Source organism: Corynebacterium vitaeruminis DSM 20294 (assembly GCF_000550805.1).
GTDB classification, from domain to species: Bacteria; Actinomycetota; Actinomycetes; order Mycobacteriales; family Mycobacteriaceae; genus Corynebacterium; species Corynebacterium vitaeruminis.
On sequence record NZ_CP004353.1, the window covers coordinates 1,785,577 to 1,810,605 of the forward strand.

At 66.4% G+C, this 25,029-nt stretch carries 21 protein-coding genes and 1 pseudogene; 5 read left to right on the plus strand and 17 right to left on the minus strand.

Going from position 1 to position 25,029, the window contains the following annotated elements:
• Positions 1–40: 40 nt before the first annotated feature.
• The 3 genes from recX to B843_RS08190 all read right to left on the minus strand — a co-directional run bounded on the left by recX (position 41) and on the right by B843_RS08190 (position 2,249).
• Positions 41–646: a recombination regulator RecX gene (gene recX, locus B843_RS08180; RefSeq protein ID WP_025253021.1), complete on the minus strand. Its 606-nt coding sequence runs from the start codon at positions 644–646 to the stop codon at positions 41–43.
• Positions 639–1,757: a recombinase RecA gene (gene recA / locus B843_RS08185; RefSeq protein WP_025253022.1), complete on the minus strand. Its 1,119-nt coding sequence runs from the start codon at positions 1,755–1,757 to the stop codon at positions 639–641. Before recA ends, recX begins: the two co-directional genes overlap by 8 nt.
• 285 nt (positions 1,758–2,042) lie before the next feature.
• Positions 2,043–2,249: a DUF3046 domain-containing protein gene (locus tag B843_RS08190; RefSeq protein WP_025253023.1), complete on the minus strand. Its 207-nt coding sequence runs from the start codon at positions 2,247–2,249 to the stop codon at positions 2,043–2,045.
• A 79-nt stretch (positions 2,250–2,328) separates the two neighbouring features.
• Between B843_RS08190 and B843_RS08195 the strand changes: the two genes are divergently transcribed.
• The 3 genes from B843_RS08195 to B843_RS08205 all read left to right on the plus strand — a co-directional run bounded on the left by B843_RS08195 (position 2,329) and on the right by B843_RS08205 (position 4,293).
• On the plus strand, positions 2,329–2,913 hold the full coding sequence (locus B843_RS08195) for a biotin transporter BioY (protein WP_034648309.1): 585 nt from the start codon (positions 2,329–2,331) through the stop codon (positions 2,911–2,913).
• Positions 2,914–2,989: 76 nt separating this feature from the next.
• Complete coding sequence (locus B843_RS08200; RefSeq protein WP_025253025.1) at positions 2,990–3,682, plus strand: energy-coupling factor ABC transporter ATP-binding protein; 693 nt, start codon at positions 2,990–2,992, stop codon at positions 3,680–3,682.
• Positions 3,679–4,293 (plus strand): energy-coupling factor transporter transmembrane component T family protein, encoded by a 615-nt coding sequence (locus B843_RS08205; RefSeq protein WP_025253026.1) that lies wholly within the window; start codon positions 3,679–3,681, stop codon positions 4,291–4,293. Before B843_RS08200 ends, B843_RS08205 begins: the two co-directional genes overlap by 4 nt.
• A 53-nt stretch (positions 4,294–4,346) precedes the next feature.
• Here the strand turns inward: B843_RS08205 and B843_RS08210 are convergent, their stop codons facing one another.
• The 4 genes from B843_RS08210 to pgsA form a co-directional block, all read right to left on the minus strand.
• Positions 4,347–5,189, minus strand: a complete 843-nt coding sequence (locus tag B843_RS08210) for a PspA/IM30 family protein (RefSeq protein ID WP_025253027.1) — start codon at positions 5,187–5,189, stop codon at positions 4,347–4,349.
• Between the two features lie 141 nt (positions 5,190–5,330).
• Entirely contained in the window at positions 5,331–5,660 is a 330-nt protein-coding gene (locus B843_RS08215) for a helix-turn-helix domain-containing protein (protein ID WP_025253028.1), read from the minus strand.
• Positions 5,661–5,663: 3 nt separating this feature from the next.
• Positions 5,664–6,176 (minus strand): CinA family protein, encoded by a 513-nt coding sequence (locus B843_RS08220; protein ID WP_025253029.1) that lies wholly within the window; start codon positions 6,174–6,176, stop codon positions 5,664–5,666.
• A 15-nt stretch (positions 6,177–6,191) separates the two neighbouring features.
• A complete protein-coding gene (gene pgsA, locus B843_RS08225) occupies positions 6,192–6,782 on the minus strand; it encodes a CDP-diacylglycerol--glycerol-3-phosphate 3-phosphatidyltransferase (RefSeq protein WP_025253030.1) in 591 nt (196 codons plus the stop codon).
• 122 nt (positions 6,783–6,904) lie between these two features.
• On the opposite strand from pgsA, the gene B843_RS08230 reads away from it, so the two are divergent.
• Positions 6,905–7,198, plus strand: a complete 294-nt coding sequence (locus tag B843_RS08230) for a YciI family protein (RefSeq protein ID WP_025253031.1) — start codon at positions 6,905–6,907, stop codon at positions 7,196–7,198.
• A gap of 66 nt (positions 7,199–7,264) precedes the next feature.
• On the opposite strand, the gene B843_RS08235 is transcribed toward B843_RS08230, so the two are convergent.
• From B843_RS08235 to dapB, 9 genes and pseudogenes are all read right to left on the minus strand, one after another.
• Complete coding sequence (locus B843_RS08235) at positions 7,265–8,380, minus strand: TerC family protein (RefSeq protein ID WP_025253032.1); 1,116 nt, start codon at positions 8,378–8,380, stop codon at positions 7,265–7,267.
• A gap of 292 nt (positions 8,381–8,672) precedes the next feature.
• A complete protein-coding gene (locus B843_RS08240) occupies positions 8,673–11,774 on the minus strand; it encodes an FtsK/SpoIIIE family DNA translocase (RefSeq protein ID WP_025253033.1) in 3,102 nt (1,033 codons plus the stop codon).
• A gap of 90 nt (positions 11,775–11,864) precedes the next feature.
• Positions 11,865–12,485 carry a TIGR03085 family metal-binding protein gene (locus tag B843_RS08245; protein WP_025253034.1) on the minus strand — a complete coding sequence of 207 codons (621 nt, stop codon included), beginning with the start codon at positions 12,483–12,485 and terminating at the stop codon, positions 11,865–11,867.
• 104 nt (positions 12,486–12,589) lie between these two features.
• A pseudogene (locus B843_RS08250) lies at positions 12,590–14,389 on the minus strand (ribonuclease J); the annotation flags it as partial.
• A 269-nt stretch (positions 14,390–14,658) separates the two neighbouring features.
• Positions 14,659–15,564 (minus strand): 4-hydroxy-tetrahydrodipicolinate synthase, encoded by a 906-nt coding sequence (gene dapA / locus B843_RS08255; RefSeq protein ID WP_025253036.1) that lies wholly within the window; start codon positions 15,562–15,564, stop codon positions 14,659–14,661.
• Positions 15,565–15,751: 187 nt separating this feature from the next.
• A complete protein-coding gene (locus B843_RS08260; RefSeq protein ID WP_025253037.1) occupies positions 15,752–15,943 on the minus strand; it encodes a YbdD/YjiX family protein in 192 nt (63 codons plus the stop codon).
• A 1-nt stretch (position 15,944) separates the two neighbouring features.
• Complete coding sequence (locus tag B843_RS08265) at positions 15,945–18,119, minus strand: carbon starvation CstA family protein (protein WP_155895193.1); 2,175 nt, start codon at positions 18,117–18,119, stop codon at positions 15,945–15,947.
• 884 nt (positions 18,120–19,003) lie between these two features.
• Positions 19,004–19,756: an FAD-dependent thymidylate synthase gene (gene thyX, locus B843_RS08270; RefSeq protein WP_025253039.1), complete on the minus strand. Its 753-nt coding sequence runs from the start codon at positions 19,754–19,756 to the stop codon at positions 19,004–19,006.
• Between the two features lie 3 nt (positions 19,757–19,759).
• Entirely contained in the window at positions 19,760–20,503 is a 744-nt protein-coding gene (gene dapB / locus B843_RS08275; RefSeq protein ID WP_025253040.1) for a 4-hydroxy-tetrahydrodipicolinate reductase, read from the minus strand.
• Between the two features lie 131 nt (positions 20,504–20,634).
• Here dapB and B843_RS08280 point away from each other — a divergent pair, with 131 nt between their 5' ends.
• Positions 20,635–21,045 (plus strand): VOC family protein, encoded by a 411-nt coding sequence (locus tag B843_RS08280; RefSeq protein ID WP_025253041.1) that lies wholly within the window; start codon positions 20,635–20,637, stop codon positions 21,043–21,045.
• A 4-nt stretch (positions 21,046–21,049) separates the two neighbouring features.
• Here the strand turns inward: B843_RS08280 and B843_RS08285 are convergent, their stop codons facing one another.
• Positions 21,050–24,535, minus strand: coding sequence for a proline dehydrogenase family protein (locus B843_RS08285; protein ID WP_025253042.1), 3,486 nt, complete (start codon positions 24,533–24,535; stop codon positions 21,050–21,052).
• Between the last annotated feature and the right edge of the window lie 494 nt (positions 24,536–25,029).

Here is a 25,029-nt window from a genome sequence, read left to right on the forward strand (position 1 = left end):
AAACGCCCCGTGCGCGCCGGATCACAGCGGCCGGGAGCCCCTAACCGCCCAGCTCAGCGATGCGTTCCTCGAGCGCTCGCTTGGACACGGCCAGCGCTTGTCCCGAGCCAAAGCCCCTGCGCGCGAGCATCCCCACCACTCGACGCAGCACTTTGTCGTACTCGCCGCGGTCTGCAGGCACGCTGCGAAGAGACCGAACCTTCTTCTCAGCGAGCGCGCGGGCGGTCGATTGCTCGTCTGCGTCGCTGATCTGGGAGAGCGCCTCCGCCCGCGTCGAGCTGTCGACGCCCTTGGCCTTGAGCTCCTCGGCTAGGGCTCGGCGCGACTTTCCGCGTCGGGCGCTGCGCTGGCGAACCCACTCCGCGGCGAAATCGGAGTCGTTGATAAGCCCCGCGCGCTGGAGATCGTCCAACACCCCGCCCACGAGGGCGGGCTCGAACTCCAGCTTCACGAGGCGCCGGTGCAGCTCCTCCCGGGAGCGGGCGCGCTGGTCGAGCAGGAGCAGAGCCCGGTTGCGCACCTTCGCCTTTTCTTCCTCGAGCTGCCGGTCGAAGAGCGGGTTGGCCCCGGGCTGGTACTGCTCCAGGGCCGTGCGTAGCACCTCCAGCTTGGTCTGGTCGGGCGCCGACGCGTGAATGCTACTCATCGTCTTCGTCGTCGAAGTCGATGTTGGGGACCATGTCCACAGGCTCGTCGGTCAGCTCGTCGTTGTCCTCGGCGTTGGCGTACTCGCCGATGCCGAGCTTCTTGAAGATCTTCTGCTCGATCTCATCGGCGAGCTCCGGGGAGTCCTTGAGGTACAGGCGCACCTTCTCCTTGCCCTGGCCCAACTGGTCGCCCTCATAGGTAAACCACGAGCCCGACTTCTTGATGATGCCGTTGTCGACGCCTAGGTCGATGATCGAGGACTCGCGGGAGATGCCCTCGCCGTACATGATGTCGAACTCGGCGATCTTGAACGGCGGGGAGACCTTGTTCTTGACGACCTTCAGCTTGGTGCGGTTGCCGATCGCATCCTGGCCGTCCTTCAGCGTCTGGATCCTGCGGACGTCGCAGCGCACGGAGGCGTAGAACTTCAGCGCCTTGCCGCCGGTGGTGGTCTCCGGCGAGCCGAACATGACGCCGATCTTCTCGCGCAGCTGGTTGATGAAGATGGCCGTGGTCCCGGAGTTATAGAGCGCGCCGGTCATCTTGCGCAGCGCCTGGCTCATGAGGCGGGCCTGGAGGCCAACGTGGCTATCGCCCATCTCGCCCTCGATCTCGGCCTTCGGCGTCAGCGCGGCCACGGAGTCGATGACGATGATGTCGATGGCGCCGGAGCGAACCAGCATGTCCGCGATCTCGAGCGCCTGCTCGCCGGTGTCCGGCTGGGAGACCAGCAGCGCATCGGTGTCCACGCCGAGCTTGCGGGCATACTCCGGGTCGAGCGCGTGCTCGGCATCGATGAACGCGGCGATGCCGCCGCCCTTCTGGGCCTGCGCGATGGCGTGGAGCGCGACCGTGGTCTTACCCGAGGACTCCGGGCCGTAGATCTCCACGATGCGTCCCCGGGGAAAACCGCCGATGCCGAGGGCAACGTCGATGGCCGTGTTTCCGGAGGAAATGGCCTGGATCGGCGGGCGGTTCTCATCGCCCAGGCGCATGATGGCGCCCTTGCCGAAATCCTTTTCGATCATCATAAGCGCGGCATCGAGCGCCTTCTTGCGGTCATCAGCCGAGGCGGGCTTGGCCGACTTGCTGTTCTTCTTCGGGGCCATGGGTTCTCCTTTAATACATGCTTGAGGCTGGGATATGTTCTGCGCGCGAGCGCCTTACTACGTTCGACTGGGAAATTTGGCTCGCGGCTCCCGCGGGGCTCCTCCGCCGCCCTCGGCGGCGTGGCGCTGCGATACTCACCGTGTGTCAAGCACCTATTCCTGTGATGTGCTGCAGCCAATACTAGCGAACAGCACCCCTCCCCTTCGAAAATACACGCACAAATGTTCGAATGACAACTCGAACGGCGCAGTTGCGCCGGGTTGGGAAAGCGACGGACAAGCCTCCTAGTCGTCCCTGCCCAGGTGGCGCTCGGCGGGAATCTGAAAGTCCCGGCACAGCCCCCACCACACCTCGCGCAGATCGGTCCCCTCGTCCATGAGCTGCCGGGCCGTCTTTCCGGTACCGGACACGACGTGGGAGTCGAGGATCCAGGCGCCACGGGCGGAGCCAAACTCATCGGACACCAACTGCTCAAAGCTCGAAAGTCGCATGGGGCCATCATAGTGTGAAATTCGCACAACCTCGGCGGCACGTCGGGGTTGAACAGCGTTTAAGTGTAAAGTCTTGTTGGTGACTACTACGAATACCAATGCAACGTCCCGCAACGGCTTGGTCGACCTCGCCTACATCGCCGTTTTCGCGGCGCTGATCATCGTCCTCGCCTTCGTCTCCATCCCGGTGGGAGCGGCGGGCGTGCCTATCGTCATGCAAAACGCCGCGATCATCCTCGCGGGCCTCATCCTCGGCGGCCGCCGCGGCTTCCTCGCCGCCGCGCTCTTCCTGCTGCTCGGCCTCGCCGGCCTTCCCGTCCTCGCGGGCGGCAAGTCCGCGCTCGCGGCCATTTCCGGCCCCACCGTTGGCTACCTCGTCGGCTACCTTATTTCTCCCCTGGTCGCGGGCAGCATTGCCTACGCCGCACCGAAGAACAACAAGACCGCCTTCACCGGCTTCCTCGTGGTCGGCGCGGTCGTCGCGCTCGCAGTTCAGTACATCTGCGGCGCCATCGGCCTCGTGTACCGCGTCGGGATGGAGTGGGGTCCCGCTTTCGCCGCGCAGCTTCCCTTCATTCCGCTGGACCTGGCAAAGCTCGCAGTGGGCGTGATCATCGCCCTGGGCGTCCACGCCGCCTTCCCCGACCTGCGCCGCAAGGCCTAGGCGGCCTGACCTGACGCTAGCTTTCATGGGGTGCCACGTCGGCGCCCCATTTCTTTCGTGAAAAACTAGAAGTCCTATGAGTACTATTTCTTTCTCCGACGTCACGGTCGCCTACGACGACAAGCTCGTCCTCGACGGCATCTCCCTCACGCTCGAGGAGAACCGAGTCGGGATCATCGGCGCGAACGGCGGCGGCAAGTCGACACTCGTGCGCCTTATCAACGGGCTGACCGACCCCTCCTCCGGCACCGTCACCGTCGACGGGCTCGACGTCGCCACGCAGGGCAAGCAGGTGCGCAAGAAAGTGGGCTTCGTCTTCTCGGACGCGGAGAATCAGATCGTCATGCCGACCGTCGCCGACGACATTGCATTTTCTTTGCGACGGCTAAAGCTTGACCGCCAAGAGAAGCATCGCCGCGTCGCGGCGATGCTGGAGCGCTTCGACCTGGCAGGGCACGCCGACCACTCGCCGCACTTCCTCTCCGGCGGCCAAAAGCAGCTCCTCGCGCTGTCCTCCGTCCTCGTCCTCGAGCCGGACATCATCATCGCCGACGAGCCCACGACGCTGCTCGACATGCGCAACCGCCGCAAGATCGCGGAGGTGTTCGCATCCCTTCCCCAGCAGCTCATCGTGGTCTCCCACGACCTCGGCTTCCTCGCCGGCTTCGACCGAGTCCTGTGCATCGACGATCACAAGGTGGTCGCCGACGGCCAACCGGAAGAGGTCATCGCCTTCTACACCGACCTCATGGACAAGAGGCCACTGTGATCCGCAATATCCCCCTGGGCGTCTACGTCCCCGGCGCCACCGTCATCCATCGGATGCCGCCGCTATGGAAGTTCCTCGTCCTCTTCGCGTTCATCATCTCCTCCTCCATCGTGGTGAAGGACCCGCGCGTCGCGGCCGCCCTCGTGCTCGTTGCCGCGGTTCTCTACACCGTGGCCCGCATCCCGGTTCGCGTGGCGTGGGGCCAGCTGTGGCCCTCGCTCCCCCTGCTCATCTTCCTCGGACTTTTCCAGTGGTGGCAGAAGGACTTCTCCTTCGCGCTCAACGTCACCCTGCTCATCTTCTCCTCGCTGATGATGGCAATGCTGCTCACCCTCACGACCACTCTCGCGGCCATCATGGAGGCCTTCGAGAAGGCGCTTGCCCCGCTGGCCAGATTCGGCGTCCCGGTGGAAAACATCGTGCTCGCGCTCTCTCTGACCCTCCGGCTCATCCCCCTGATGCTCGGCACCGTCAACGAGGTGCTCGACGCCCGCAAGGCCCGGGGAGCCGCCTTCTCCATCACCGCGTTCGGAACGCCGGTGCTCATTCGCTCCATCCGCCGAGCCCGCGCCATCGCCGACGCCCTCTGGGCCCGAGGTGCGGGCGACTAACAGCCCAAAAAGGCGCTTACCCCGGCCGGGGTAAGCGCCTTCCTTATGCCTTCTTAGGCCTCGCCGCGCAGCTCACGCATCTTCTGTGCGACCGCGTCGTCTGCAGCACTCGGGGCTGCCGATGCCTGGGTGCCCTCCGTGATCGCCTGCTGGGTGCTGGAGGTACCGGCGCCCAGCTGACCCGCCATCTCGGCGCGGATCTGCTCCAGGCGGGAGTGGCCAGCGAGCTGCACGCCCGCCTGCTCGATCTCGGCCATGCGCCCCTGCACGGAGTTCTCGGCCAGTTCGGCGGAGCCGAGGGCGTTGGCGTAGCGACGCTCGATCTTCTCGCGGACCTGGTCGAGGTTCGGGGTGTCGCGGTTGGTGATGGAGTTCATCGACTGGATGGACTCGGCGACCTTCTCCTGCATCTTGGCCTGCTCCAGCTGGCTGAGCAGCTTGGTGCGCTCGGCGACCTTCTGCTGCAGCGCCATGGAGTTGCGCTCAACGGCCTTCTTGGCGGCGTCCGCCTGCTGGAGGGCCTGGTCGTGGAGCTTCTTGGTGTCCTCCACGCCCTGCTCGGCGGTGACCAGCTGCGCGGCGAAGGCCTCGGCGGCGTTTTCGTACTCGATCGCCTTGGCGTTGTCACCGGCGGCGCGGGCCTTGTCCGCCAGCTGAATGGCCTGGCGGGTGTTTCCCTGGAGCTTCTCGATCTCCGCGAGGCGGCGGTTGAGCTGCATCTCCAGCTGGCGCTGGTTGCCGATCACTGCCGCAGCCTGCTGGGACAGTTCCTGATGCTGGCGCTGAGCTTCCTCGATTGCCTGCTGAATCTGCACCTTAGGATCAGCATTTTCTTCAATCTTGGAGTCGAACAAAGCCATCAGGTACTTCCAAGCTTTAGAAAATGGGTTCGCCATGCTAAATCAGGCACCTTTCGAAATTGTCGTATTTTTTACCTCCCCAAGCATAGTGGAGAAGCAGTGTCAACGTCGCCCTAATGCAAGGCGGTTGTAAAAGAAAAACCCGGCTTCACAGTCGGGTATGGGGCGCGCCTGCGGCTAGACCCGGGCCACGCGGGCGAGGTCGGCCTCGGCGCTGCGCACGGCCATGGAGCCGGCGGCCTCGATGAGCACGTCGGACACCGTGGTGCCCAGCGCGTGGCACACGGAGGCGAGCAGCTCGGAGGAGACCTCCTTGCGGCCGCGCTCAAGCTCGGACAGGTAGCCGGGCGAAACGCGCGACGCCTCTGCCAGCTCGCGGAGGGTGATCCCCTTGTCCGCACGGAAGGCACGAAGGGCCGCGCCGAGCGCCTCGCGGAGCAACGGCTCCGGCATGGGAGCCTTGCGCGAAGTCACTGGCTTCTCAAGTACTGCGGTATATTTCATCATCACTTACCCCAACGACTCCCCCGCGCTTTTTGTTCCCGAGGCCTCGATTGCCGCCACGAGCAGGCAAATCGCCTCCCGAACCGATTCCCTTCGGATTTCGTCGCGAGCGCCAGCCAGAAGCCCGCCTGCACCCAGCCGGGTGCTGCGCACGCCATCCGCGGAGGCGATGCCGCACCACACCTCGCCCACGGGGTGCCCGTCCTGGGGGTCGGGGCCAGCCACGCCCGTGAGCGACACGGCCCAATCCGCCCCGCAGGCCCGCCTGGCCCCGAGGGCCATCGCCTCCGCGCACTCTGGCGACACCGGCCCCACTGCCTCGAGGACCTCCGCCGGAACTCCCGCCAGGTCGTGCTTGAGCTCGGTGGCGTAGGTGATGAGTCCGCCGCGCAGGACCGCGCTGGCACCGGGGACCTCGGCGATCGTCGCCGCGAGCAGCCCCGCGGTCAGCGACTCGCAGGTGGCAATCGTCTGCCCTGCCTTCTTCAGCGCCTGCACGAGGCTCGCGTTGTCCCCCATCTCCCCCAAGTCTCCTTACTGCTGGTTGAGCTTGCGCGCGTCGACGAGGTACTGCACACCGGTGACCACGGTGACCACGACGGCCGCCAGCAGCACGATGAACCGCGGGATGTCCATCCACCCGGGCATCGGGCACAGGTAAAGGGCCAGCGCCACCGACTGCAGTGCGGTCTTGATCTTGCCGCCCTTGCTCGCCGGGACCACCCGTCCGCGCCTCAGCTCCGCCATGCGCCAGAGCGTGATGCCCAGCTCGCGGATGACGATGACCACGGTGATCCACCAGTGGAAGGCCCCCACGATGTTGAGCGTGATGAGCGTGGTGATCATGAGCGCCTTGTCGGCGATCGGGTCGGCGATCTTGCCGAAGTCCGTCACCAGCCCGCGCGCCCTAGCGATGTCTCCGTCGAGCTTGTCGGTGATCATGAGCACGACGAAGCACCAGAAGGCCGCCCACATCCACCCGGTGTGGGTGTTGTCGGCCTTCAGCACCAGCCAGGCGAAGAACGGGATGGCGATGATCCGGATGCTGGTTAGCACGTTCGGAAGGTTCCAGTTCGACGGCTTGGGTGCTGCGGGGGAAGGGCTAGTAAGGCTCACGTTAACCAACCCTACCCTGCCGACGGAAAAGGCGGGGAACCTGCACGGGGCGGAGACTGAATCAATGGAGAATGAGGCGTGCGTACCGTAGGCGTCGAAAAGCGGAAAAGAAAACGCCTAGACTTGGGCGCATGACTACTTTTGCCGTTATCTACAAGTACGAGGCGGACAGCGAGAAGATCACCGAGATCCGCCCGAAGCACCGCGAGTTCTTGGGCCAGCTCAAGCAGGAAGGCAAGCTCGTCGGCTCGGGGCCGTTCACCGACGGCGACGGCGGTGCGCTCATCGTCATCCGCCTGCCCGAACCGGCGTCGCTCGACGACGCCATCGCGCTCATGGACACCGATCCGTTCTTCGTGGGCGGCGCGCTCGAGGGCCGCGCGTTCCACACCTGGGATCCGGTGCTCAACATCTGGGACGCCTAGGCGCCCCTCACCGATATACGCCGAAGGAGGCCTCCCCGCGCTGGGGAAGGCCTCCTTTTTCGCAAGCTAAGCCTCGGGATTTGAGGTTGGTCGGTTGTCCACGACCTTCTTCAGCGAAGACATCCGGCGCTGGTCCTCGGCGATGTCATCGTCGTCGTACTCGCGGTTCCACTTCGCGGGCAGGGCGCCCTGGGCCTCGTCGCGCTTGGTCTTGATGACGGAGGCGATCACCGCCAGCGCAAGCACGCCCACGATGAACAGCAGCGAGCCCACTGTGGAGATCTCCGGGACGTGGACGGGCTGGCCGCCGTTGACGAAGCCCAGCTCGTTCTCGTGGAGGGCGTGGAGGACGAGCTTGACGCCGATGAAGCCGAGGATCGCGCCTAGGCCGTACGGCAGGTAGACCAGCTTGTCCAGCAGGCCGTCGAGCAGGAAGTACATCTGGCGAAGTCCCAGCAGCGAGAAGGCGTTCGTGGTGAACACGATGTAGGGCTTGTCGGTGATGCCGTAGATCGCCGGGATCGAGTCGAGGGCGAACATGACGTCCATGAGGCCGATGGCCACGAGCGCGATGAACAGCGGGGTGAGCGCGAACTTCCCGCGCTTGTGCACGTAGAGGTGGTCGGACTCGTAGGTGGCGGTCACCGGGATTACCTTGCGCAGCATCTTGATGATGACCATGTCGTTCGGGTCGGTCTCCGGCTCGTCCCGGATCTCGTCGATGACCAGCTTGATCGCCGTGTACAGCAGGAAGACGCCGAAGATGTAGAACACCCAGCTCCAGGCCTCCAGCGCCGCGGCACCCAAGAGGATGAACAGCAGGCGGAAGATGAGCGAGAGCGCGATGCCGATGAGCAGCACCTTCTGCTGGTACTTGCGCGGGATCTTGAACGAGCCCATGATGAGCGCGAAGACGAAGAGGTTGTCGACGCTGAGCGCCTTCTCGGTCACGTAGCCGGTGAGGTACTCGAGCCCGTGCTGGTGGGGGTTGCCCGGCTCCGACCAGTTCCACCACAGGAACGCGCCGAAGGCGAGGGCGAAGGCGACGTAGAAGATGGTCCAACCCGCCGACTCCTTCAGCGAGGGCTCGTGCGGGGTGCGGACGTGGGAGTAGAAGTCGAACACGAAAAAGCCCGCGATGATGGCTCCCGTGATCAACCAGGTCACAAGGTTGACTTCCATGAAAAAAGACCTCCGGTCTCATTCGAGTTGCGGATGAACCGGAGGTCTCCCCCGCCCCGAGCCGCTTCCGGCTAGGGCCGGTACGACCGGGTCTTTCTCCCTGCACCCGGCGGTTCCACGGCCGGGTACCGAGGAAATTCCGTGTTGACGATCGGTACCGAGGGATGGGGTACTCCCCTCCTATGCAAGGGTTGAGTCTATACCACCGACGGGGCCGGGGCCAGAAAAAGCGGCACCGCCCGCCACAGAATGCTTTCTGCAACGGGCGGGGCCGCAAGTGAAATGGAGCGATCTAGAAGGTTCCCTGCGTCGGGTTGGCGTCGACGACGTTGACGCCGCCCTCGCCCTGGGAGCCCTGCGCGTCCTCCCAGCCGGGCTCCTTCGGGGCCTCGGCGGGGTCTGCGCCCTTGATCATCCACAGGATCGTCTCGAGTTCCTCCGGTTTGACCAGCACCTCGCGGGCCTTGGATCCCTCGGAGGGGCCGACCACGCCGCGGGTCTCCATGAGGTCCATGAGGCGGCCGGCCTTGGCGAAGCCGATGCGCAGCTTGCGCTGCAGCATGGAGGTGGAGCCCAGCTGGGAGGTGACCACCAGCTCCACGGCTTGGAGGAGGTCCTCCAGGTCGTTTCCGATGTCGGCGTCGATCTCCTTCTTGGCCTCGGCGGCCTTGTCCTCGGTAACGCCCTCGGTGTAGTTGGGCTCGCCCTGCGCCTTGGCGGCGTCGACCACGGCCTGGACCTCTTCGTCGGTGACGAAGGCGCCCTGGATGCGCACGGCGCGCCCGCCCTGCGGGATGAACAGGCCGTCGCCCATGCCGATGAGCTTCTCGGCGCCGCCCTGGTCGAGGATGACGCGGGAGTCGGTCAGCGAGGAGGTGGCAAACGCCAGGCGCGAAGGCACGTTGGTCTTGATGAGGCCGGTGACCACGTCGACGGACGGGCGCTGGGTCGCCAGCACGAGGTGAATGCCCGCGGCGCGCGCCTTCTGGGTGATGCGGACGATGGAGTCCTCGATCTCCTTCGGCGCGGTCATCATGAGGTCGGCGAGCTCATCGACCACGCAGACGATGAACGGGTACGGCCGGTACTCGCGCTGGGAGCCAGCCGGCGCCTGGATCTCGCCGCTGCGCACCTTGCGGTTGAAGTCCTTGATGTGGCGCACGCGCGCGGACTTCATGTCCATGTAGCGCTGCTCCATCTCCTCGACCAGCCACTGCAGCGCGGACGCGGCCTTCTTCGGTTGCGTGATGATCGGGGTGATCAGGTGCGGGATGCCCTCGTAGGGGGTCAGCTCCACCATCTTCGGGTCGACGAGGATGAGGCGGACCTCCTCCGGGGTCGCGCGGGTAAGCAGCGACACGAGCAGCGAGTTGACAAACGCCGACTTACCGGAGCCGGTCGAGCCCGCCACCAACAGGTGTGGCATCTTCTGCACGGAGTGCGCGACGAAGTCACCCTCGATGTCCTTGCCTAGGCCGATGAGCATGGGGTCGTGGTCGGCCACGGTCGACGGCGCGTTGAGCACGTCGGCAAGGCGCACCATCTCGCGGTCGGCGTTGGGCACCTCGATGCCCACGGCGGACTTGCCTGGGATCGGGGTGAGCAGGCGCACGTTGTCCGTGGCGGCCGCGTAGGCGAGGTTCGACTGGAGGTTGGTGATCTTGGAGACCTTCACGCCGGGCCCGAGCTCAACCTCGTAGCGGGTGACCGTCGGGCCGCGGGAGAACCCAGTGACGTGGGCGTCGACCTTGAACTCGTCGAAGACCTCGGTGATCGCCTCGATCATGCGGTCGTTGGCGGCGGAGTGGGTCTTCGGCTGCTGGCCGGGAATGAGCAGGCTCGTGCTCGGAAGCTGGTAGTCGCCCTCGCTGCGCGCTGGCAGCGTCTTCGCCCGTTGCGCCGTGTTGGGCAGCGCGTTGGCGGCGGCGGCAACTGCGGCACCCGCTGCGGCCACGGGGGCGGCCTTCATCGCGCTCGCCGCGCCCGCGACCTGGGCCGCGGTGTTTCCCGCCGCCGCGACGGTGCCCGCTGCCGCACCGAGGGTATCGGCGAGGCTCGGCATCGGGGTGACGCGCGCGTTGTTTCGCGCGCGCTGGTCGGCAGCGTCCGCCACCATCGCCTGTCGCGCCTCTACCGCATCCGTGCTTGTCGACGCCTGTCGGCGGCTTGCAGCAGGGGCGCTCGGCGCCTCAAACAGGGTCGGCTCCTCGTCGGCGGCCTCGGGTCGCTGGAAGGACATGGTCGGCTGCGAGTAGAGGTCTTGGTCGGACCGGCGGCCCGCGGCGGCCTCGTCGACCGGGTAGTTGTCCATCGGGGTGCGCCGCGGCGCGGGGCGACGGGACGGTTGACGACGCGGTGCGGCCTCGCGCGGGGCGCGGCGCGGCGCGTCTCCTGCGGCCATGTCCTCGAGCTGGTCGTCGACGTGGGAGTACTGGTCGTCTTCCTCCTCGTCCCAGGCTTCCTGGCGAAGGCGGATCAGCTCGCCAACGGCGTCGACAAGCTCGCGCGCGGAAACGCCGGTGATCTTCTGCGCGCCGAAGACGATGAGCAGGATGAGAAGCGGGACGGCGATGTACTGGCTGAACCCCGCCGCCAGCGGTCCGCCGACGTAGGCGCCGATCGCGCCGCCCGCCGCGCGGCGTTCCTCCCACGTGGTGGGGTTGCCGGCGAAGAGGTGGACGAGCCCCAGCATCGAGGCGGTGATGACGCCGGTACCCAGTGCCACGCGGCCGCGCTCTTCGACCTTGGGCGCGTAGCCCAGCATGAGCGCGAGCGCCAGCCCCACGAGCAGCACGGGAAGGATGAGCGCGCCCGCACCGACGACGGAGTGGGTGATCTCGGCGATGAAGGCGCCGATGGGGCCCGCGATGTCGAACCAGACCGACGCGCCGAGCACGACGGCCAGCGCGATGAGTCCCAGCGCGAGGCTGTCGTAATCGCCCGGCGCCTGATCGTCCGAGTCCTCTTCCCGATCGTCGTGCTGCGGATCGACGTCCTCGTCGCCCGCGGCCCGCTTCCCCGGGCGGCGACCGCGGGTCGGCTGCTCGTCGCGGACGTCATTGTCTGCTGCGTGCTCGTCGAAGCGCTCGTCCTCATCGCCGCCGTTTCGTCCAAGGCGGAGTCCACCCAGAGAGCGCGTCAGCGTCCCCACGCCGCGGGCGGACGCACCGAACATCGCGGAGAAGCCGTGTCCCACAGCCCGAAACGCGCTGCCGGTCCTCTCACTGGACGTGTCGGCAGCGCGGAAGGCTGAGGTAGCGGGGTAACTCAGGCTGTTTCCCGCCCGGCGCCCCTTGGCGCTAGGCGTTGGTCCTGAGCTTCCCTTGCGGGTTCCTTTAGAGTTCGTGTTCTTTCCTGACCGCGATGGAGTTGATGAAGCGCTTCTGACAGTCATGGCCATAAGCTTAGACGCTTAAATCACATTCATCACATCCGCAACACTAATTTCGCTTGATTTTCTTACGTCAGGCCCAAAAACTTGACTTTAAATGCTCGATCGCCGGGCGAGCCCCAGCGGGTCGTCGATGGCGATACCCGGGACGCTGCGCCCGTACAGCCACAAGACGATCGCTCCCGCGCTGCCGCGAACGCAGGCCACCGCGTCTCCTTGTTCTGCGACGCCGAGCCGGTCGAAGGCGACGAACCGCCTGCCCCCGGTGGGTTCGAAGACGACCGGCCCCTTCGACTTCCGCAGCAGCACCTTGGACAAGGCCGTGCCCGCTGTGAAGAGCAACGCGTTTTCCGCCTCGCTCAAGTCGAAGGGCTGCCCTCCCCTGGGCGCGGCGACATCGTAGAGGTGCACGTAGTACTCTGCGGTGTTCATCTTCTCGTCCACGGCACGGGGAAGCTTCGCGCCCCGCCCGTGTGCCCACTCGGACACGAGCTGCTCGTATCCCTTTTGTTTGGCCGTCGCGGTCTCCCGCTCCAGCGTAGAGGCGAGGGCGGGCACGAACATGCCCGCTGCGGCCGCGAGCTTGTTTTCCCTCACGTACAGGTGGGCGGCGAGGTCGGTGGTGGTCCACCCCTCGCACAGGGTGGCGGCGTGCGGTCCGGCGGCGAGCAGCTCCTGCTCGAGGGCGCGGCGAAGTTTCTCAACGAGGCTCATGCCTTCGACTCTAGCCCCGATATCACGCGCGGGCTTGTGCCCAGCACGCACAAAGGTCCGGCCGCGCCATCGCTGGCACGGCCGGACCTGTCGTTGATTCCGAGTTAGAGGCTCTCGCGGGTAGCGCGGATCTCGTCGTCGCCCACGGCCACCTGCGCGGTGGAGGTCGGGATGACGGTCGGCATGATCATCGGCTTGCGGCGCCAGGTCTGCTCCACGTAGCGGGAGACCTTGCGGCGCAGCTGCTGCACCATGCGGTAAGGATCGTTCTCGCCCTCGGAGGCGAGGTCGTTCATGGTGTTCTCGACCAGCTCGGTGACCTCGGGCATCATGGCCGCGGCATCCTCGGAGAAGCCCTTGGCCTGAACGGTCGGGCGCTCCAGCAGGCGGCCGGTGCGGTTGTCGATGACCGCCGTGATGGCGATGAGGCCGCCCTCGCCCAGCGAGGTGCGCTCCTCGAGGACGTCCTGGTCGATGTCGCCCATGGTGACGCCGTCGACGTAGAGGTTACCGACCGGGATCTGACCCACGACACGGGCACGCCCGTCGACCAGGTCGACGACGACGCCGTTCTGGGCGAGCACCACGCGGTCGCGCGGGACGCCGGTAGAGATGGCCAGCTCCTTGTTGGCGCGCAGGTGGCGCCACTCGCCGTGAACCGGCATGGCGTTGACCGGGCGGGCGGCGTTGTACAGGAACAGCAGCTCGCCGGAGTAGCCGTGGCCCGAGGTGTGCACCTTGGCGTCGCGGCTGGTGACCACGGTGGCACCGATCTGGGCCAGCATGTTGATGACGCCGAAGACGGCCTCCTCGTTGCCGGGCACCAGGGAGGACGAGAGGATGATGAGGTCGCCGTCGCGGACGGTGATCTGGCGGTGCTCGCGGCGCGCCATGCGCGACAGCGCGGCCATCGGCTCGCCCTGGGTACCGGTGGTGATGAGCATGACCTTGTGCGGTGCCATCTTCGCGGCATCGTCCATGGTGACGATGGTGCCGCGCGGCGCCTTGAGGTAGCCCAGCTTCTCCGCGATCTCCATGTTGCGGATCATCGAGCGGCCGTTGAAGGCAACCTTGCGGCCTGCGGCGACGGCGGCGTCGACGGCGGCCTGGACGCGGTAGACGTTCGACGCGAAGGACGCCAGGATGACGCGCTGCTTGGCGTCGGCGACGAGCCGCTTCAGGGTCGGAGCGATCTCGGCCTCGGAGCCGGACACGCCCGGCGTGGTCGCGTTGGTCGAGTCGCACAGGAGCAGGTCGACGCCCTCGTCACCGAAGCGGGACAGCGCGGGAAGGTCGGTCGGGCGGCCGTCCGGCGGGGTCTGGTCGAGCTTGATGTCGCCCGTGTGGACGACGAGCCCCGCGCCGGTCTTGATGGCTACGCCCAGGCAGTCCGGGATGGAGTGGTTAACAGCCCAGAAGCGGACGTTGAACGGGCCGCGGTTCTCCACGGACTGCTCGTTGACTTCGATGAGCTTCGGGCGCTGACGGTGCTCGCGGCACTTGGCCGCGATGAGCGCCAGGGTGAACTTCGAGGCGATGATCGGGATGTCCGCGCGCAGCTTGAGCAGCCACGGGATGGCGCCGATGTGGTCCTCGTGGCCGTGGGTGATCACCAGCGCCTCGACGCGGTCGAGGTGGTTCTCGATCGGGCCGAAGTCGGGCAGGATGAGGTCCACGCCGGGCTCGCCGGACGAGGGGAACAGCACGCCACAGTCGACGATGAGCAGGCGGTTGTTGTACTCGAAGACGGTCATGTTGCGGCCGATCTCGGAGATGCCGCCGAGCGCGTAAATGCGCAGGCCGTTCTTCGGGGCCTTCGGCGGCTGAGGCAGGCGCTCGGTGAGGTCGGCGCCCTGCATCGACTTCACGACGTTGCGGCGGCTGCGATTGCCGCCCTTGTTGTTGCCGCCCTTGCCCTTGTTCTCCGAGGCGGCGCTGTTGCCGCCGGAGTTGGAGCCGGAACGGCGGCCGCGGCCGCGGTTGCCGGAGGCGTTCGAGCGGGAGCGGCTGCCACGACGGGAGCCACCCGTACCCTCGTTATCGGACGCGTGAGAAGACTCCTCGGCCGCGGGTGCCGCGACCTCAGGAGCCTGAAAAACGGGGGTCTCCGTCGCTTCCGGCGGGCCAGCCTTGCGGGTGACCTTCCGTGAGCGCGTACGGGGTTCAGTCATATCTATAAAACTCCAGAATTCTCCAAGTCGGCGCGCAGCTCCTCGAGCTCCCGCTCGTTCGGCGGGAGGATCGGCAGGCGCGGATCGCCGACTTCAATGCCCTGCATGCGCAGGGCGGCTTTGGCAAAGCTGACGCCCCCAAGGCGACCTTGGGCGGCGACCAGCGAAGACAGTTGTGCATTGATATCGCGGGCGGTGTCTAGGTCACCGCTCACAAAGCTGTCGCGCAGCTGGCGCAGTTGGCGCGGGGCGGCATGCCCGATCACGGAGATGAAGCCGGTGGCTCCAACGCTCAGCCACGGGAGGTTCAGCGGGTCATCGCCCGAGTACCAGGCGAGGCCGGTCTCGCGGATGAGCGGGGTGGCCACGGGAATGTTTCCCTTGGCATCCTTGACCGCCTTTACCGTGGGGAGCTCCGCGAGACGACGAATCGTGTCCGGGGCGATCTGCACCGCGGTACGACCCGGAATGTCGTAAGCGCAGATGGGCAAGTCCGTGGCCTTCGCGATGGTGGCGAAGTGCTGGTAAATGCCCTCCTGACTCGGCTTCGAGTAGTACGGGGTGACCACGAGCAGCGCATCGGCCCCAGCGTCAGCGGAAGCGCGCGCGAGTTCGACCGAGGCAGCGGTGTTGTTGGTGCCAGCGCCAGCGATGAGCTTCGCGCTGTCCCCCACCTCTTGCCTAACGGCCTTGAGCAGGCTGATCTTTTCTTCCAGCGTGGTGGTCGGCGACTCGCCGGTCGTGCCGGCGAGCACCAGGGAGTCCACCCCGTTTTCCGCCAGGTGCGCAGCAAGTGCGCGGCCCGCGGCGACGTTGAGCTCGCCGTTGGAATCGAACGGAGTAACCATTGCAACCGAAACGGTGCCGAAGTACTCGGCACCGTTCATCGCTGTCAAACCTGTGCTCATGAAAGGTAAGGTTACCTGTTCTGCACACGAAAGTGCACCATTGCCCCGGAAGTAGGCCCGAAATGTTATTCACCCGGGGGCGGCCCGCACACCCCGTGGAGATTAGGTGCGGCGCTTTAGCTGATCGTCGACAAGCAAAAAGCGGGCCCGCGCCTTCCGTTCGTGGAAGATCGCGGGCCCGGTTTGTTTAACAGCAGCGCGTCTGGGGGTTGTTCTCCTGGCTGGAGTACCGCTCGCGCCAGTACTCCTTCTTGCTCAGGATCTCGCAGCCCGGGTGGGTTGCCTTGCAGTGAGCGACGTAGTTGTCGTAGTCGTGGTCGCCGATGATGGCACCCAGGTACCACCACACGCTCTTGGCGACTTTCGTGATGCCCTGCATGCTAGTGCCCCACGTGTCGGCCGGGGTTGCGCGCGTCCCACGCGGCGACCAGCGGCTTCTCGGCGTCGGTGGCGGCCATGCCGACCGGTGCGAAGAGCTTCGACGGGATGAACGGCTCCTCGGAGGTCTCCGGCACCTCGCCGCGAGAATGCTGCTTGGCGGCCTTGATCGTGGCGATGATGCAGGTGAGGACCACGATCGCGGTGAGGATGAGGTAGAGCACCGACAGCGAGCCCTGGACCGCGGTGTTGCGGACCACCGCGGCGATGGCCTCGGGGGTCTTCGCGGTACCGAAGGACGACAGACCCTGCGCCTGGGCGTCCCTGAAGGCCGCGTGCTGGGCCCAGTAGCCGATGGACGGCTTGCTGCTGAAGATCTTCTGCCAGGAGGCGTAGAAGGTGACGATGACGTCCCAGGCCAGCGGCAGGCCCGGAACCCAGGCGTACTTCAGGCCGGTCTTCTTCACCACGACCACGAGGCACAGGCCCAGCGCGAGCGCGGCGAGAAGCTGGTTGGAGATGCCGAACAGCGGGAAGAGCATGTTGATGCCGCCCAGCGGATCGGTCACGCCCATGAGCAGGATGGAGCCCCAGCCGGCGCAGATGATGATGGTGGCGATCCAGGCGCCCGGCTTCCAGTGCGGGTCCTTGAACTTGCCCAGGCCGGGGATGGCGCCGAGGGTGTCGGTGAACAGGAAGCGGGCCACGCGGGTACCGGCGTCGATCGTGGTGAGGATGAACAGCGCCTCAAACATGATGGCGAAGTGATACCAGAAGGCCTGCAGCGAGTCGTTGCCGAAGATGTCGGTGAGGATGTGCGACATGCCGAAGGCGAAGGTCGGGGCGCCACCGGTGCGGGAGACGATGGACTGCTCGCCGATCGCCTGGGCTGCGTTGGTCAGAAGCGACGGGTCGATGTTGTCGCCGCGCAGGCCGAGCCCGTTGACGTAGGCAGCGGCGGTCTCTGCGGTTCCGCCCGTGACGCCCGCGGGGGCATTCATGGAGAAGTAGAGGTGCTGGTCGATGATGCAGGCCGCGACGAGCGCCATCATGGCGACGAAGGACTCGACGAGCATGGAGCCGTAGCCGATCATGCGCATCTGGGCTTCCTTCTCCACCAGCTTCGGCGTGGTGCCGGAGGACACGAGCGCGTGGAAGCCGGACAGCGCGCCACAGGCGATGGTGATGAACAGGAACGGGAACAGGTTACCGGCGAAGACCGGCCCGGTGCCGTCGAGCGCGAAGTGCGTGACGGCGGGCATCTGAACCTCGGGGCGGTCGATGATGATTCCCACGGCGAGCAGTCCGATGACGCCGATCTTCATGAAGGTGGACAGGTAGTCGCGCGGGGCGAGCAGCAGCCACACCGGCAGGATCGCGGCGACCACGCCGTAGATGATGAGTGCCCAGGAGATGGCGACCTTGGACAGGGTGAAGATGTCCTGGCCCCAGTCGGTTCCGGCGACCCAGCCGCCGCCGACGATGGCGAGCACGAGCAGGACCACGCCGATGAGCGAGGTCTCCATGACCGCGCCCGGGCGGATGTAGCGCATGTAAACGCCCATGAACAGGGCGATCGGGATGGTCATGAAGATGGAGAACACGCCCCACGGGGAATCCGCCAGCGCATTGACGACGACCAAGGCGAGAACCGCAATGAGGAAGACCATGATGGTGGCGATGGCGAACATGCCGATCGCGCCGCCAAGCGTGCCGACCTCGTCCTTGAGCATGGTGCCCAGCGAGCGGCCGCGGCGGCGAGTAGAGATCCACAGGGTGAGGTAGTCCTGGATGGCGCCGGCGAAGATCACGCCGATGATGATCCACAGCGTGGAGGGCAGGTAGCCCATCTGCGCGGCGAGGATCGGGCCGACGAGCGGGCCGGCGCCAGCGATCGCGGCGAAGTGGTGGCCGAAGAGCACGCGGCGGTCGGTGGGCATGAAGTCCTTGCCGTCGTTGTCGTACTCGGCCGGGGTCGCGCGGTCGGCGCGCGGCTTGACGATGCGCAGCTCCACGTAGCGGGCGTAGAACGAGTAGGCGATGATGTAGGAGCCGATGGCGGCAAGCACCAGCCACATGGCGTTGATCGACTCCCCTCGGCTGAAGCCGAGGATGCCCCACGCGATAGCGGCGATCACGGCGATGATCGCAAACACGATCTTCTTCTTCGGGCTCATCTTCCGCTTGTCGTCCACGCCGACGGGAAGATCGGTGGCGTCGCTGTAGACGTACTCGACCCCCTCGGGCGCCTCGGCGAGGCCATCGTTCGTTTTCAGGGAACTGGTCACACCACGCTCCTTATCTCTTAGCAGTGTTAGGTATCTACCCCCACGCGACGCAAAGTGACCCACGTCTCGTTTGGTTGAAAATAGTATGCCCTTTAATGGTTTGAGATTCCACCCCGTGGGATTTCCAAGCCCAGAGAGACTGTTTCATGGCAAAACTATCCCACATTAGGAGATGTTGATTTTCTAATGCAAAATAGGCGCAAGAAAAGCTCTCTCATTTAGGCGGGGCTTGTACGCAAGCACCCCCGCGCACCCGTTTTGGCCACGCCGTTTTTATCGATCAAGGCGCGCGCCCTACCCCCACAGGATCGCTCAAAACACAGAATCGCAAGGACCGCCCCACCGGCCCCACAAGGCCGCTCCCCGCCAAATCCCCGGCGCGAAGCGAACGACGCTTGGGTGGGCCAAGTTCCCACCACCCCTAAAGCGGGGGTTGCTGCCGCCGCGAAGCGATCAGCGGGCGGTCCTTGCGTGATCGGTTAAGTCGGCGGCGGGTTGGCTGGTCGCGAGGCCGGGTCGGCTCGCGCCGCGTGGCCCTCCACCCTAATTCAGCACCGAATCAGCCAGTCGCCTGCAAACACGCGCTTTCTTGACGCCCCGTGCGGCGCGAATCCGCAGGTGGTCAAAAGTGAAGCCTGTCAAACAAGCGCTTGTTTGACAGGCGGCGACCGCGGATGGCGACAATGGCCCCAAAGAAACAGCAACGGGAGCCGACCTGCGGTCGACTCCCGTTCCACTGCCCCTCCCAAAGCTAGGTGCGGGGCAATCCCAGCCTAGAAGTCCGTCACGTACGGGCTCGTGGCCATCTTCGAGCCATCCACGAGCGTGGTGATCTCGAAGTCGCCGAAGGCGACCGGGGCCTGCTCCTTGAGCAGCTCGAGGCACTCGACGGCGAGGGTACGGATCTCCACGTCCGCGTGCTCGGAGGCGCGCATCCCGATGAAGTGCCGCCACGTGCGGAAATTGCCGGTGACCACGATGCGGGACTCCATCGCGTTCGGCAGGATGGCGCGGGCCGCCTGGCGGGCCTGCTTCTTGCGCAGCAGGGCGTTGGGCTCGTCCGCGAGCTTCTCCTCCAAAGCCTTGAGTATCTCGTTGTAGGTAAAGCGGGCCTCGTCCACCGCGCGCAGGAACAGCCGCCGCAGGTCCTCGTCCTCGTCGATGAGCGGCGGGACGATGACCTCGGTCTGCTGCTGGTGCACGAAGCGCTGGGACAGCTGCGAGAAGGAGAAGTGGCGGTGGCGGGTCAGCTCATGGGTGGCCGAGCGCGACAGGCCGCGGATGTAGAGGGTCGCCGTCGGGTGCTCGAGCAGCGCCGTGTGGCCGACCTCCATGATGTGGCGCAGGTAGGCCTCGTTCGACGCCGTGCGCGGGTTCGGCTTGTCAAAGCTCTCGTAGCACGCCCGCCCGGCGAACTCGATGAGCGCCTCCGACGGGCTAGCCTCGGTGGACCAGTCCACGTCCGACGGGGGGAAGAAGGAGCTGCACGCCACCAGCTGAACGTTGAGCAGCTTTTGCTTTGCCATGGCTTACAGCCCGAGGTAGTTCTCGAGCCCCACGGTAAGCCCCGGGTGCTGGGCGATCTCGCGGACGCCAACCAGCACGCCCGGGACGAAGGACATGCGGTCGTAGGAGTCCTGGCGGATGGTCAGCGACTGGCCCTGGGCGCCGAAGATGACCTCCTCGTGGGCGACCATGCCGGTCATGCGCACGGCGTGAACGTGAACGCCGTCGACGTCCGCGCCCCGGGCGCCCTCCAGCGACTGGTTCGTGGCGTCCGGCATCGGGGCCATGCCTGCCTCGCGGCGGGCGGTAGCGATGCCCTCGGCGGTGTGGATCGCGGTGCCCGACGGTGCATCCAGCTTGTTCGGGTGGTGGTACTCAACGACCTCGGCGGAGTCGAAGAAGCGCGCCGCCTGCTTGGCAAACTGCATGGTCAGCACTGCGGAAATGGCGAAGTTCGGGGCGATGAGCGCGTTCGCGCCGCCCGCCTTGGCCCACTCCTCAACCTGGGCGAGGCGCTCCGGGGTAAAGCCGGTGGTGCCCACGACGGCGGAGATACCGTTGGTCAGGCAGAACTCGAGGTTGCCCATGACGGCGGCCGGGCTGGTGAAGTCGACGATGACCTCGGCGCCCTTCTCCTTGAGCAGTTCCAACGAGTCCTCTCGGTCGAGCGCGGCGACCAGCTCGAGGTCCTCAGCCGCGGTCACGCCCTCGCAGACCGCCTGGCCGACCCGGCCCTTCGCACCCAAAACGCCCACCTTGATAGTCATTCCTGCTCTCCTTTACTCGGCTGAAGAATTCTTGGCTTTACTTCCTGCGCCAAGCATACCGTTCTCTTCGCCGCGCCTGTCGGTGCCGCCCCAGCCTCGCCGGAGGCAAACAGACACTAAGCTGGCAAGGCATGAGAATTTACATCGCATCCGTCATGGTCGACGACGTCGCAAAGGCACACGATTTCTACGTAGGCACGCTGGGATTCCAGGTCCGCGACGACGTCACCGCAGGCGATTACCGCTGGCTCACCGTGTGCAACCCGGGCGAGCCCGACGGCACCCAGCTCCTCCTCGAGCCCAAGGGCCACCCCGCCGCGGTGCCGTTCACCGCGGCTCTCAAGAGCGACGGCATCCCGCTCACCCAGTTCCTGTCCGAGGATGTCGCCGCCGAGTACGAGGCGCTCAAGGCCAAGGGCGTCACCTTTACCATGGAGCCCACCGACGTCGGCCCGTCCATCATCGCGATTTTCGACGACACGGTGGGCAACCTGATCCAGCTCGTCCAGCTCAAGAAGCAGCTCTCCGTCAGGCCTCGATGAAGAACTAGCGCTCGATCCCCGCCACCGACCGCACGATGCCGAAGCGATGCATCGTCACGGATACCGCCTGCTCGAGGAGGAAGGAGAGCAGCTCCCTTCGGCCGTCGGCAAGCACCTGCCGATCGAGGACCACGGAATCAGACGCCACGGCGGCCTCGCGAACGCCCTCCTCGACCTCGCCGAGGGCGCGCACGCGCGACGAGGCCGCATGACGGACCTCCTCGGCGAAGGACTCCGCGCTGGAGACCCGGACCAATCCCCGCAGCGCGCCGAGCCGGGCGGCGATCGGGGCCGCCGCGGAGAACTCCGTGACCGTGCCCGTCAGCGCCGCCGCCATCTCGAGGCGCACGACGTCGCGGGGCCGGAACCCCTCGCCGATGCGGACGCGCAGGGGCCCCAAGAGCGGGCGGTAGCGGAAGATATTCGCCTCGCTGACAAGGCCCGTGCGGTCGTGCTCGCGCCCGAATTCCTCCTGCCACGCCAGCTGGTCCAGCTCGGCGGCCCGCCACAGCCAGTCCACGTCCTCGCGTCCGAGCCCCAGCTGCTCGGCGCGCTGCGTGAGCAACCGGGCGACCCGCAGCTGCACGTCGACGTCGCGGGGTGCAAGGTCCCCGTCCTCCCAGGTTCCCAACTGCGCCACGTAGTTCGGCCCGCCCGCCTTGGCGCCGGGCCCTATCACCGACTTCTTCCAGCCGCCGAAGGGCTGGCGCTGAACGATGGCGCCGGTGATGCCGCGGTTGATGTAGGCGTTGCCCACCTCGACGTGTTCCTTCCAGTACTCGAGCTCGGCGTTGTCGAGGGAGTGAATGCCGCCGGTCAGCCCGAAACCGGTGCCGTTTTGCCAAGCCACCGCCTCCTCGAGGGTTGCCGCGTGCATGATGCCTAGGACGGGCCCGAAGCACTCGTTGAGGTGGAACCACGAGCCGGGACGGACGTTGTCGCGGATGCCCGGGGACCACAGCGTCCCCTCCTCGTTGAGTTTCTCGGGCTTAAGCAGCCACGTCTCGCCGGGCTCGAGGCGAGTGAGCCCGCGCAGCAGCTTCTCACCCGGCGGCTCGATGAGCCCGTTCATCGTGGTGGTGATGTCGTATCCCGGCCCGACCCTGAGGGTCGTGACGGCGTCGAGCAGCTGCGCGCGCAGGCGCTCCGTCTCGCCCGCGCTTCCCACCAGGATGGCCAGCGAGGCGGCGGAGCACTTCTGCCCGGAGTGCCCGAAGGCGGACTGGTACAGGTCGGCGATCGCGAGGTCGGGGTCGGCCGACGGGGTGATGATGATCGCGTTCTTGCCGGAGGTCTCCGCCATGAGGTTCATCCCGGGCCGCCACGAGCGGAAGAGCGCCCCGGTCTCGCTCGCCCCGGTGAGGACCACGGCGTCGACGTCTGGGTGGGAGATGAGCGTTTTGCCCGCCTCACCCTCGTCGGTGAAGACTAGCTGCACTAGGTCGCGATCGAGGCCGTGCTCGTCGAGCGCCTCGTGGATGCACTCCACCAGCACCTTCGCGCAGTGAACCACCTGTGGGGCCGGCTTGATGATGACGGCCGAACCCGCCCCGAGCGCCGCGACGATGCCGCCGGTGGGGATCGCCACCGGGAAGTTCCACGGCGGGGCCACCACCGTTACCCTGTGAGGGGTGAACCTCGAGCGGGCCTCGGCGAGCAGGCGAACGGAGCGGGCGTAGAAAACGCAGAAGTCGATGGCCTCGGAGACCTCGGGATCCATCTGGTCGATGGTCTTGTTCGCCTCGAACGCCCCGACGCCGATGAGCCGGTCGCGGTTGTCCGCCAGCTTGTCGGCGATCGTCTCCAAGACGGCCGCACGCTTGTCGGTGGCCGTTGCACCCCAGCCTGCCGCAAGCTTCGCGGCCGTGGCGACCGCGCCCTCCACTGCCGTCGGGTCGGAGACCTCGGCGACTCCGTGCGCGCCCGGATCCAAAGCCAGGATCGCCTCGGCCCACGCCCGGTTCGCGGGGAGGACCGGATCGGTGTCGGGCTCGTTTCTCAATCGCCCGCCCCGCGGCGCCCGCCGGCCGAGTCTGCCCGCCTTTTCGCCGCCGCGGTCCTGGGTGCGTTTCGCCCCGGCGAAGGTGTCCCACCGCGCGGCCACGGCGCGGCGATAGACCCGCTCCTGCTGCTCGATCGGCGAAAGGCCCAGCTCGTCGCCCACGGCGTCGGGGTTGACCTCGCCTTCCCCCTCGGGTGCGAAGAGCGCGTGGAGGAAATTTTCGGCCGCCGAGTTCTCCTCGAGGCGCCGCACGAGGTAGGACACGGCGACGTCGAAGTCCTCCGCGTGGACGACCGGAGTGTACAGGATCTGCCTGCCCTCGAAGGCCTCCCGCACCGCCGCCTGCTGGGCGGGGGACATCCCCTGCAGCATCTCGGAGTCGAGCATGTGCAGCACCCCGCGGCGGGTGGCCAGCTCGCACGCGGTGGCGGCGGTGTAGAGGTTGTGCGTCGCCACGCCGACGCGGACCGAGCCGGCGAACTCCTCGCGCACGACGAAGTCCAGCAAGCGGTAGTAGTTGGCGTCCACCTGCTGCTTGTCCGTGTAGGTTGCGGTTGGCCAGCCGCGCGTCTCCCCCGCCACCTTCTCCATGGACAGGTTTGCTCCCTTGACGATCCGGATCTTGATGGGAGCCCCGCCCGCGGCCACCCGCCGCTTCCCGAACTCCCCGAGCTCCCTGAGCGCGTCGAGAGTGTCCGGGAGGTAGGCCTGAAGCACGATCCCGCCCCGGTAGGTGCGGAACTCCTCCTCGCTGAGCAGCTCCTTAAACAGCCGGATCGTGAGCTCGAGGTCGTGATATTCCTCCATGTCGAGGTTGATGAATACCCCCTTCGCGTGCGCCGCCTGGTACAGGGGTCGCAGTCGGTCCTTGAGCCGCGTGATCGAGCCGTCGTGGTCCCAGTGGTTGATCTGCGCCACCATCGAGGAGGCCTTCACCGACACGTAGGTCACGCGCGGGTTGTTGATGAGGTCCAAGGTACGCCGGGCGCGGGCCTTGGCCTCCTCCTCGCCGAGCACGGCCTCGCCCAGCAGGTTGAGGTTGAGCTGCTCGCCGCTGGCCGCCGCCTTGTCCAGCATGGCGTTGAGCGCGTCGGACTCGACGTCGAGGACGAGGTGGCCGACCATCTGCCGCATGCGGGCGCGCGCCAGCGGCATCACGATCCGCGGGGCGTGGGGGCCGACCACCCCGCCCAGTCCCACCAGCGCGTTGTTGATCGGCCCGAGGAAAGAGGAATCGTATTCCTTGGTCATCGCCCTCAGCGCCCGAGCCGCGACCGCTTGGTCCTCGGGGCGCATGACACGATCGACGAAGTCCATGGTGAACTTCACGCCCTGCTTGTCTCGGAGGATTCCGGCGAGCTGCTCGGCGGCCTTGTCGTTAACTCCCTCGGCGGCGCTCAGCCACGCGCGGGCTCGCGCGACGGCGGCCTCGACGCAATCGTCAAGATCATGGGACTCGGGAAGTCGGGTGTGTGCGGGGGTGGTCATGGCGGTGGCTTTGCCTTTCGGGGAGGAGACACGGGCGCCCGCAAAGCGAAGACAGGGAGGGCAGGAAACGCGCGGCCAGCGAGAACGCCGCCGCGAGGCCCGAGTCTGTGAGAAGTGGTTGTCGCGTGGGGTGGCGCGCCGAGACTCGGCGGCCAGTTCTTCAATGGAGTTACGCACGCCCCATGCTCAAAAAAGACGCGCGGGGTGTTCCTACGCGACGTGTGGTCGGTCACCGGTACGGCGCGTGCGTGAACTCTGCGTTCATGGCTTCCACCTCCGGCTTCTTCCCCGCTCCCCGCGGGGCCGCTTCAACACGACGAGCTTCGCCACCAAAAAACTGTGACCTAACTCTCTGAGAGCTAGAGCATATACCCCAGCTCACGAGGTTTCAAGAGGGTGCTCCGTTTTCCCGCAATCGCGAGCGTGCCGCGAAGACAGCGCCGCACTTCTCCGGCGTCCCCTTCGCCGCGGGCAATCAGCTACTTACGCCGGCA

Excerpts from the sequence above, each read along its gene's own strand:
- B843_RS08235 (WP_025253032.1), bottom strand. The coding sequence starts at position 8,380 with ATGGAAGTCAACCTTGTGACCTGGTTGATCACGGGAGCCATCATCGCG.
- B843_RS08200 (WP_025253025.1), top strand. The coding sequence starts at position 2,990 with ATGAGTACTATTTCTTTCTCCGACGTCACGGTCGCCTACGACGACAAG.
- B843_RS08245 (WP_025253034.1), bottom strand. The coding sequence starts at position 12,485 with ATGAGCCTCGTTGAGAAACTTCGCCGCGCCCTCGAGCAGGAGCTGCTC.
- B843_RS08215 (WP_025253028.1), bottom strand. The coding sequence starts at position 5,660 with ATGATGAAATATACCGCAGTACTTGAGAAGCCAGTGACTTCGCGCAAG.
- recA (WP_025253022.1), bottom strand. The coding sequence starts at position 1,757 with ATGGCCCCGAAGAAGAACAGCAAGTCGGCCAAGCCCGCCTCGGCTGAT.
- B843_RS08240 (WP_025253033.1), bottom strand. The coding sequence starts at position 11,774 with ATGACTGTCAGAAGCGCTTCATCAACTCCATCGCGGTCAGGAAAGAAC.
- dapA (WP_025253036.1), bottom strand. The coding sequence starts at position 15,564 with ATGAGCACAGGTTTGACAGCGATGAACGGTGCCGAGTACTTCGGCACC.
- B843_RS08280 (WP_025253041.1), top strand. The coding sequence starts at position 20,635 with ATGAGAATTTACATCGCATCCGTCATGGTCGACGACGTCGCAAAGGCA.
- B843_RS08220 (WP_025253029.1), bottom strand. The coding sequence starts at position 6,176 with ATGGGGGACAACGCGAGCCTCGTGCAGGCGCTGAAGAAGGCAGGGCAG.
- B843_RS08210 (WP_025253027.1), bottom strand. The coding sequence starts at position 5,189 with ATGGCGAACCCATTTTCTAAAGCTTGGAAGTACCTGATGGCTTTGTTC.
- dapB (WP_025253040.1), bottom strand. The coding sequence starts at position 20,503 with ATGACTATCAAGGTGGGCGTTTTGGGTGCGAAGGGCCGGGTCGGCCAG.
- B843_RS08285 (WP_025253042.1), bottom strand. The coding sequence starts at position 24,535 with ATGACCACCCCCGCACACACCCGACTTCCCGAGTCCCATGATCTTGAC.
- B843_RS08260 (WP_025253037.1), bottom strand. The coding sequence starts at position 15,943 with ATGCAGGGCATCACGAAAGTCGCCAAGAGCGTGTGGTGGTACCTGGGT.
- B843_RS08265 (WP_155895193.1), bottom strand. The coding sequence starts at position 18,119 with ATGAGCCCGAAGAAGAAGATCGTGTTTGCGATCATCGCCGTGATCGCC.
- thyX (WP_025253039.1), bottom strand. The coding sequence starts at position 19,756 with ATGGCAAAGCAAAAGCTGCTCAACGTTCAGCTGGTGGCGTGCAGCTCC.
- B843_RS08190 (WP_025253023.1), bottom strand. The coding sequence starts at position 2,249 with ATGCGACTTTCGAGCTTTGAGCAGTTGGTGTCCGATGAGTTTGGCTCC.
- B843_RS08230 (WP_025253031.1), top strand. The coding sequence starts at position 6,905 with ATGACTACTTTTGCCGTTATCTACAAGTACGAGGCGGACAGCGAGAAG.
- recX (WP_025253021.1), bottom strand. The coding sequence starts at position 646 with ATGAGTAGCATTCACGCGTCGGCGCCCGACCAGACCAAGCTGGAGGTG.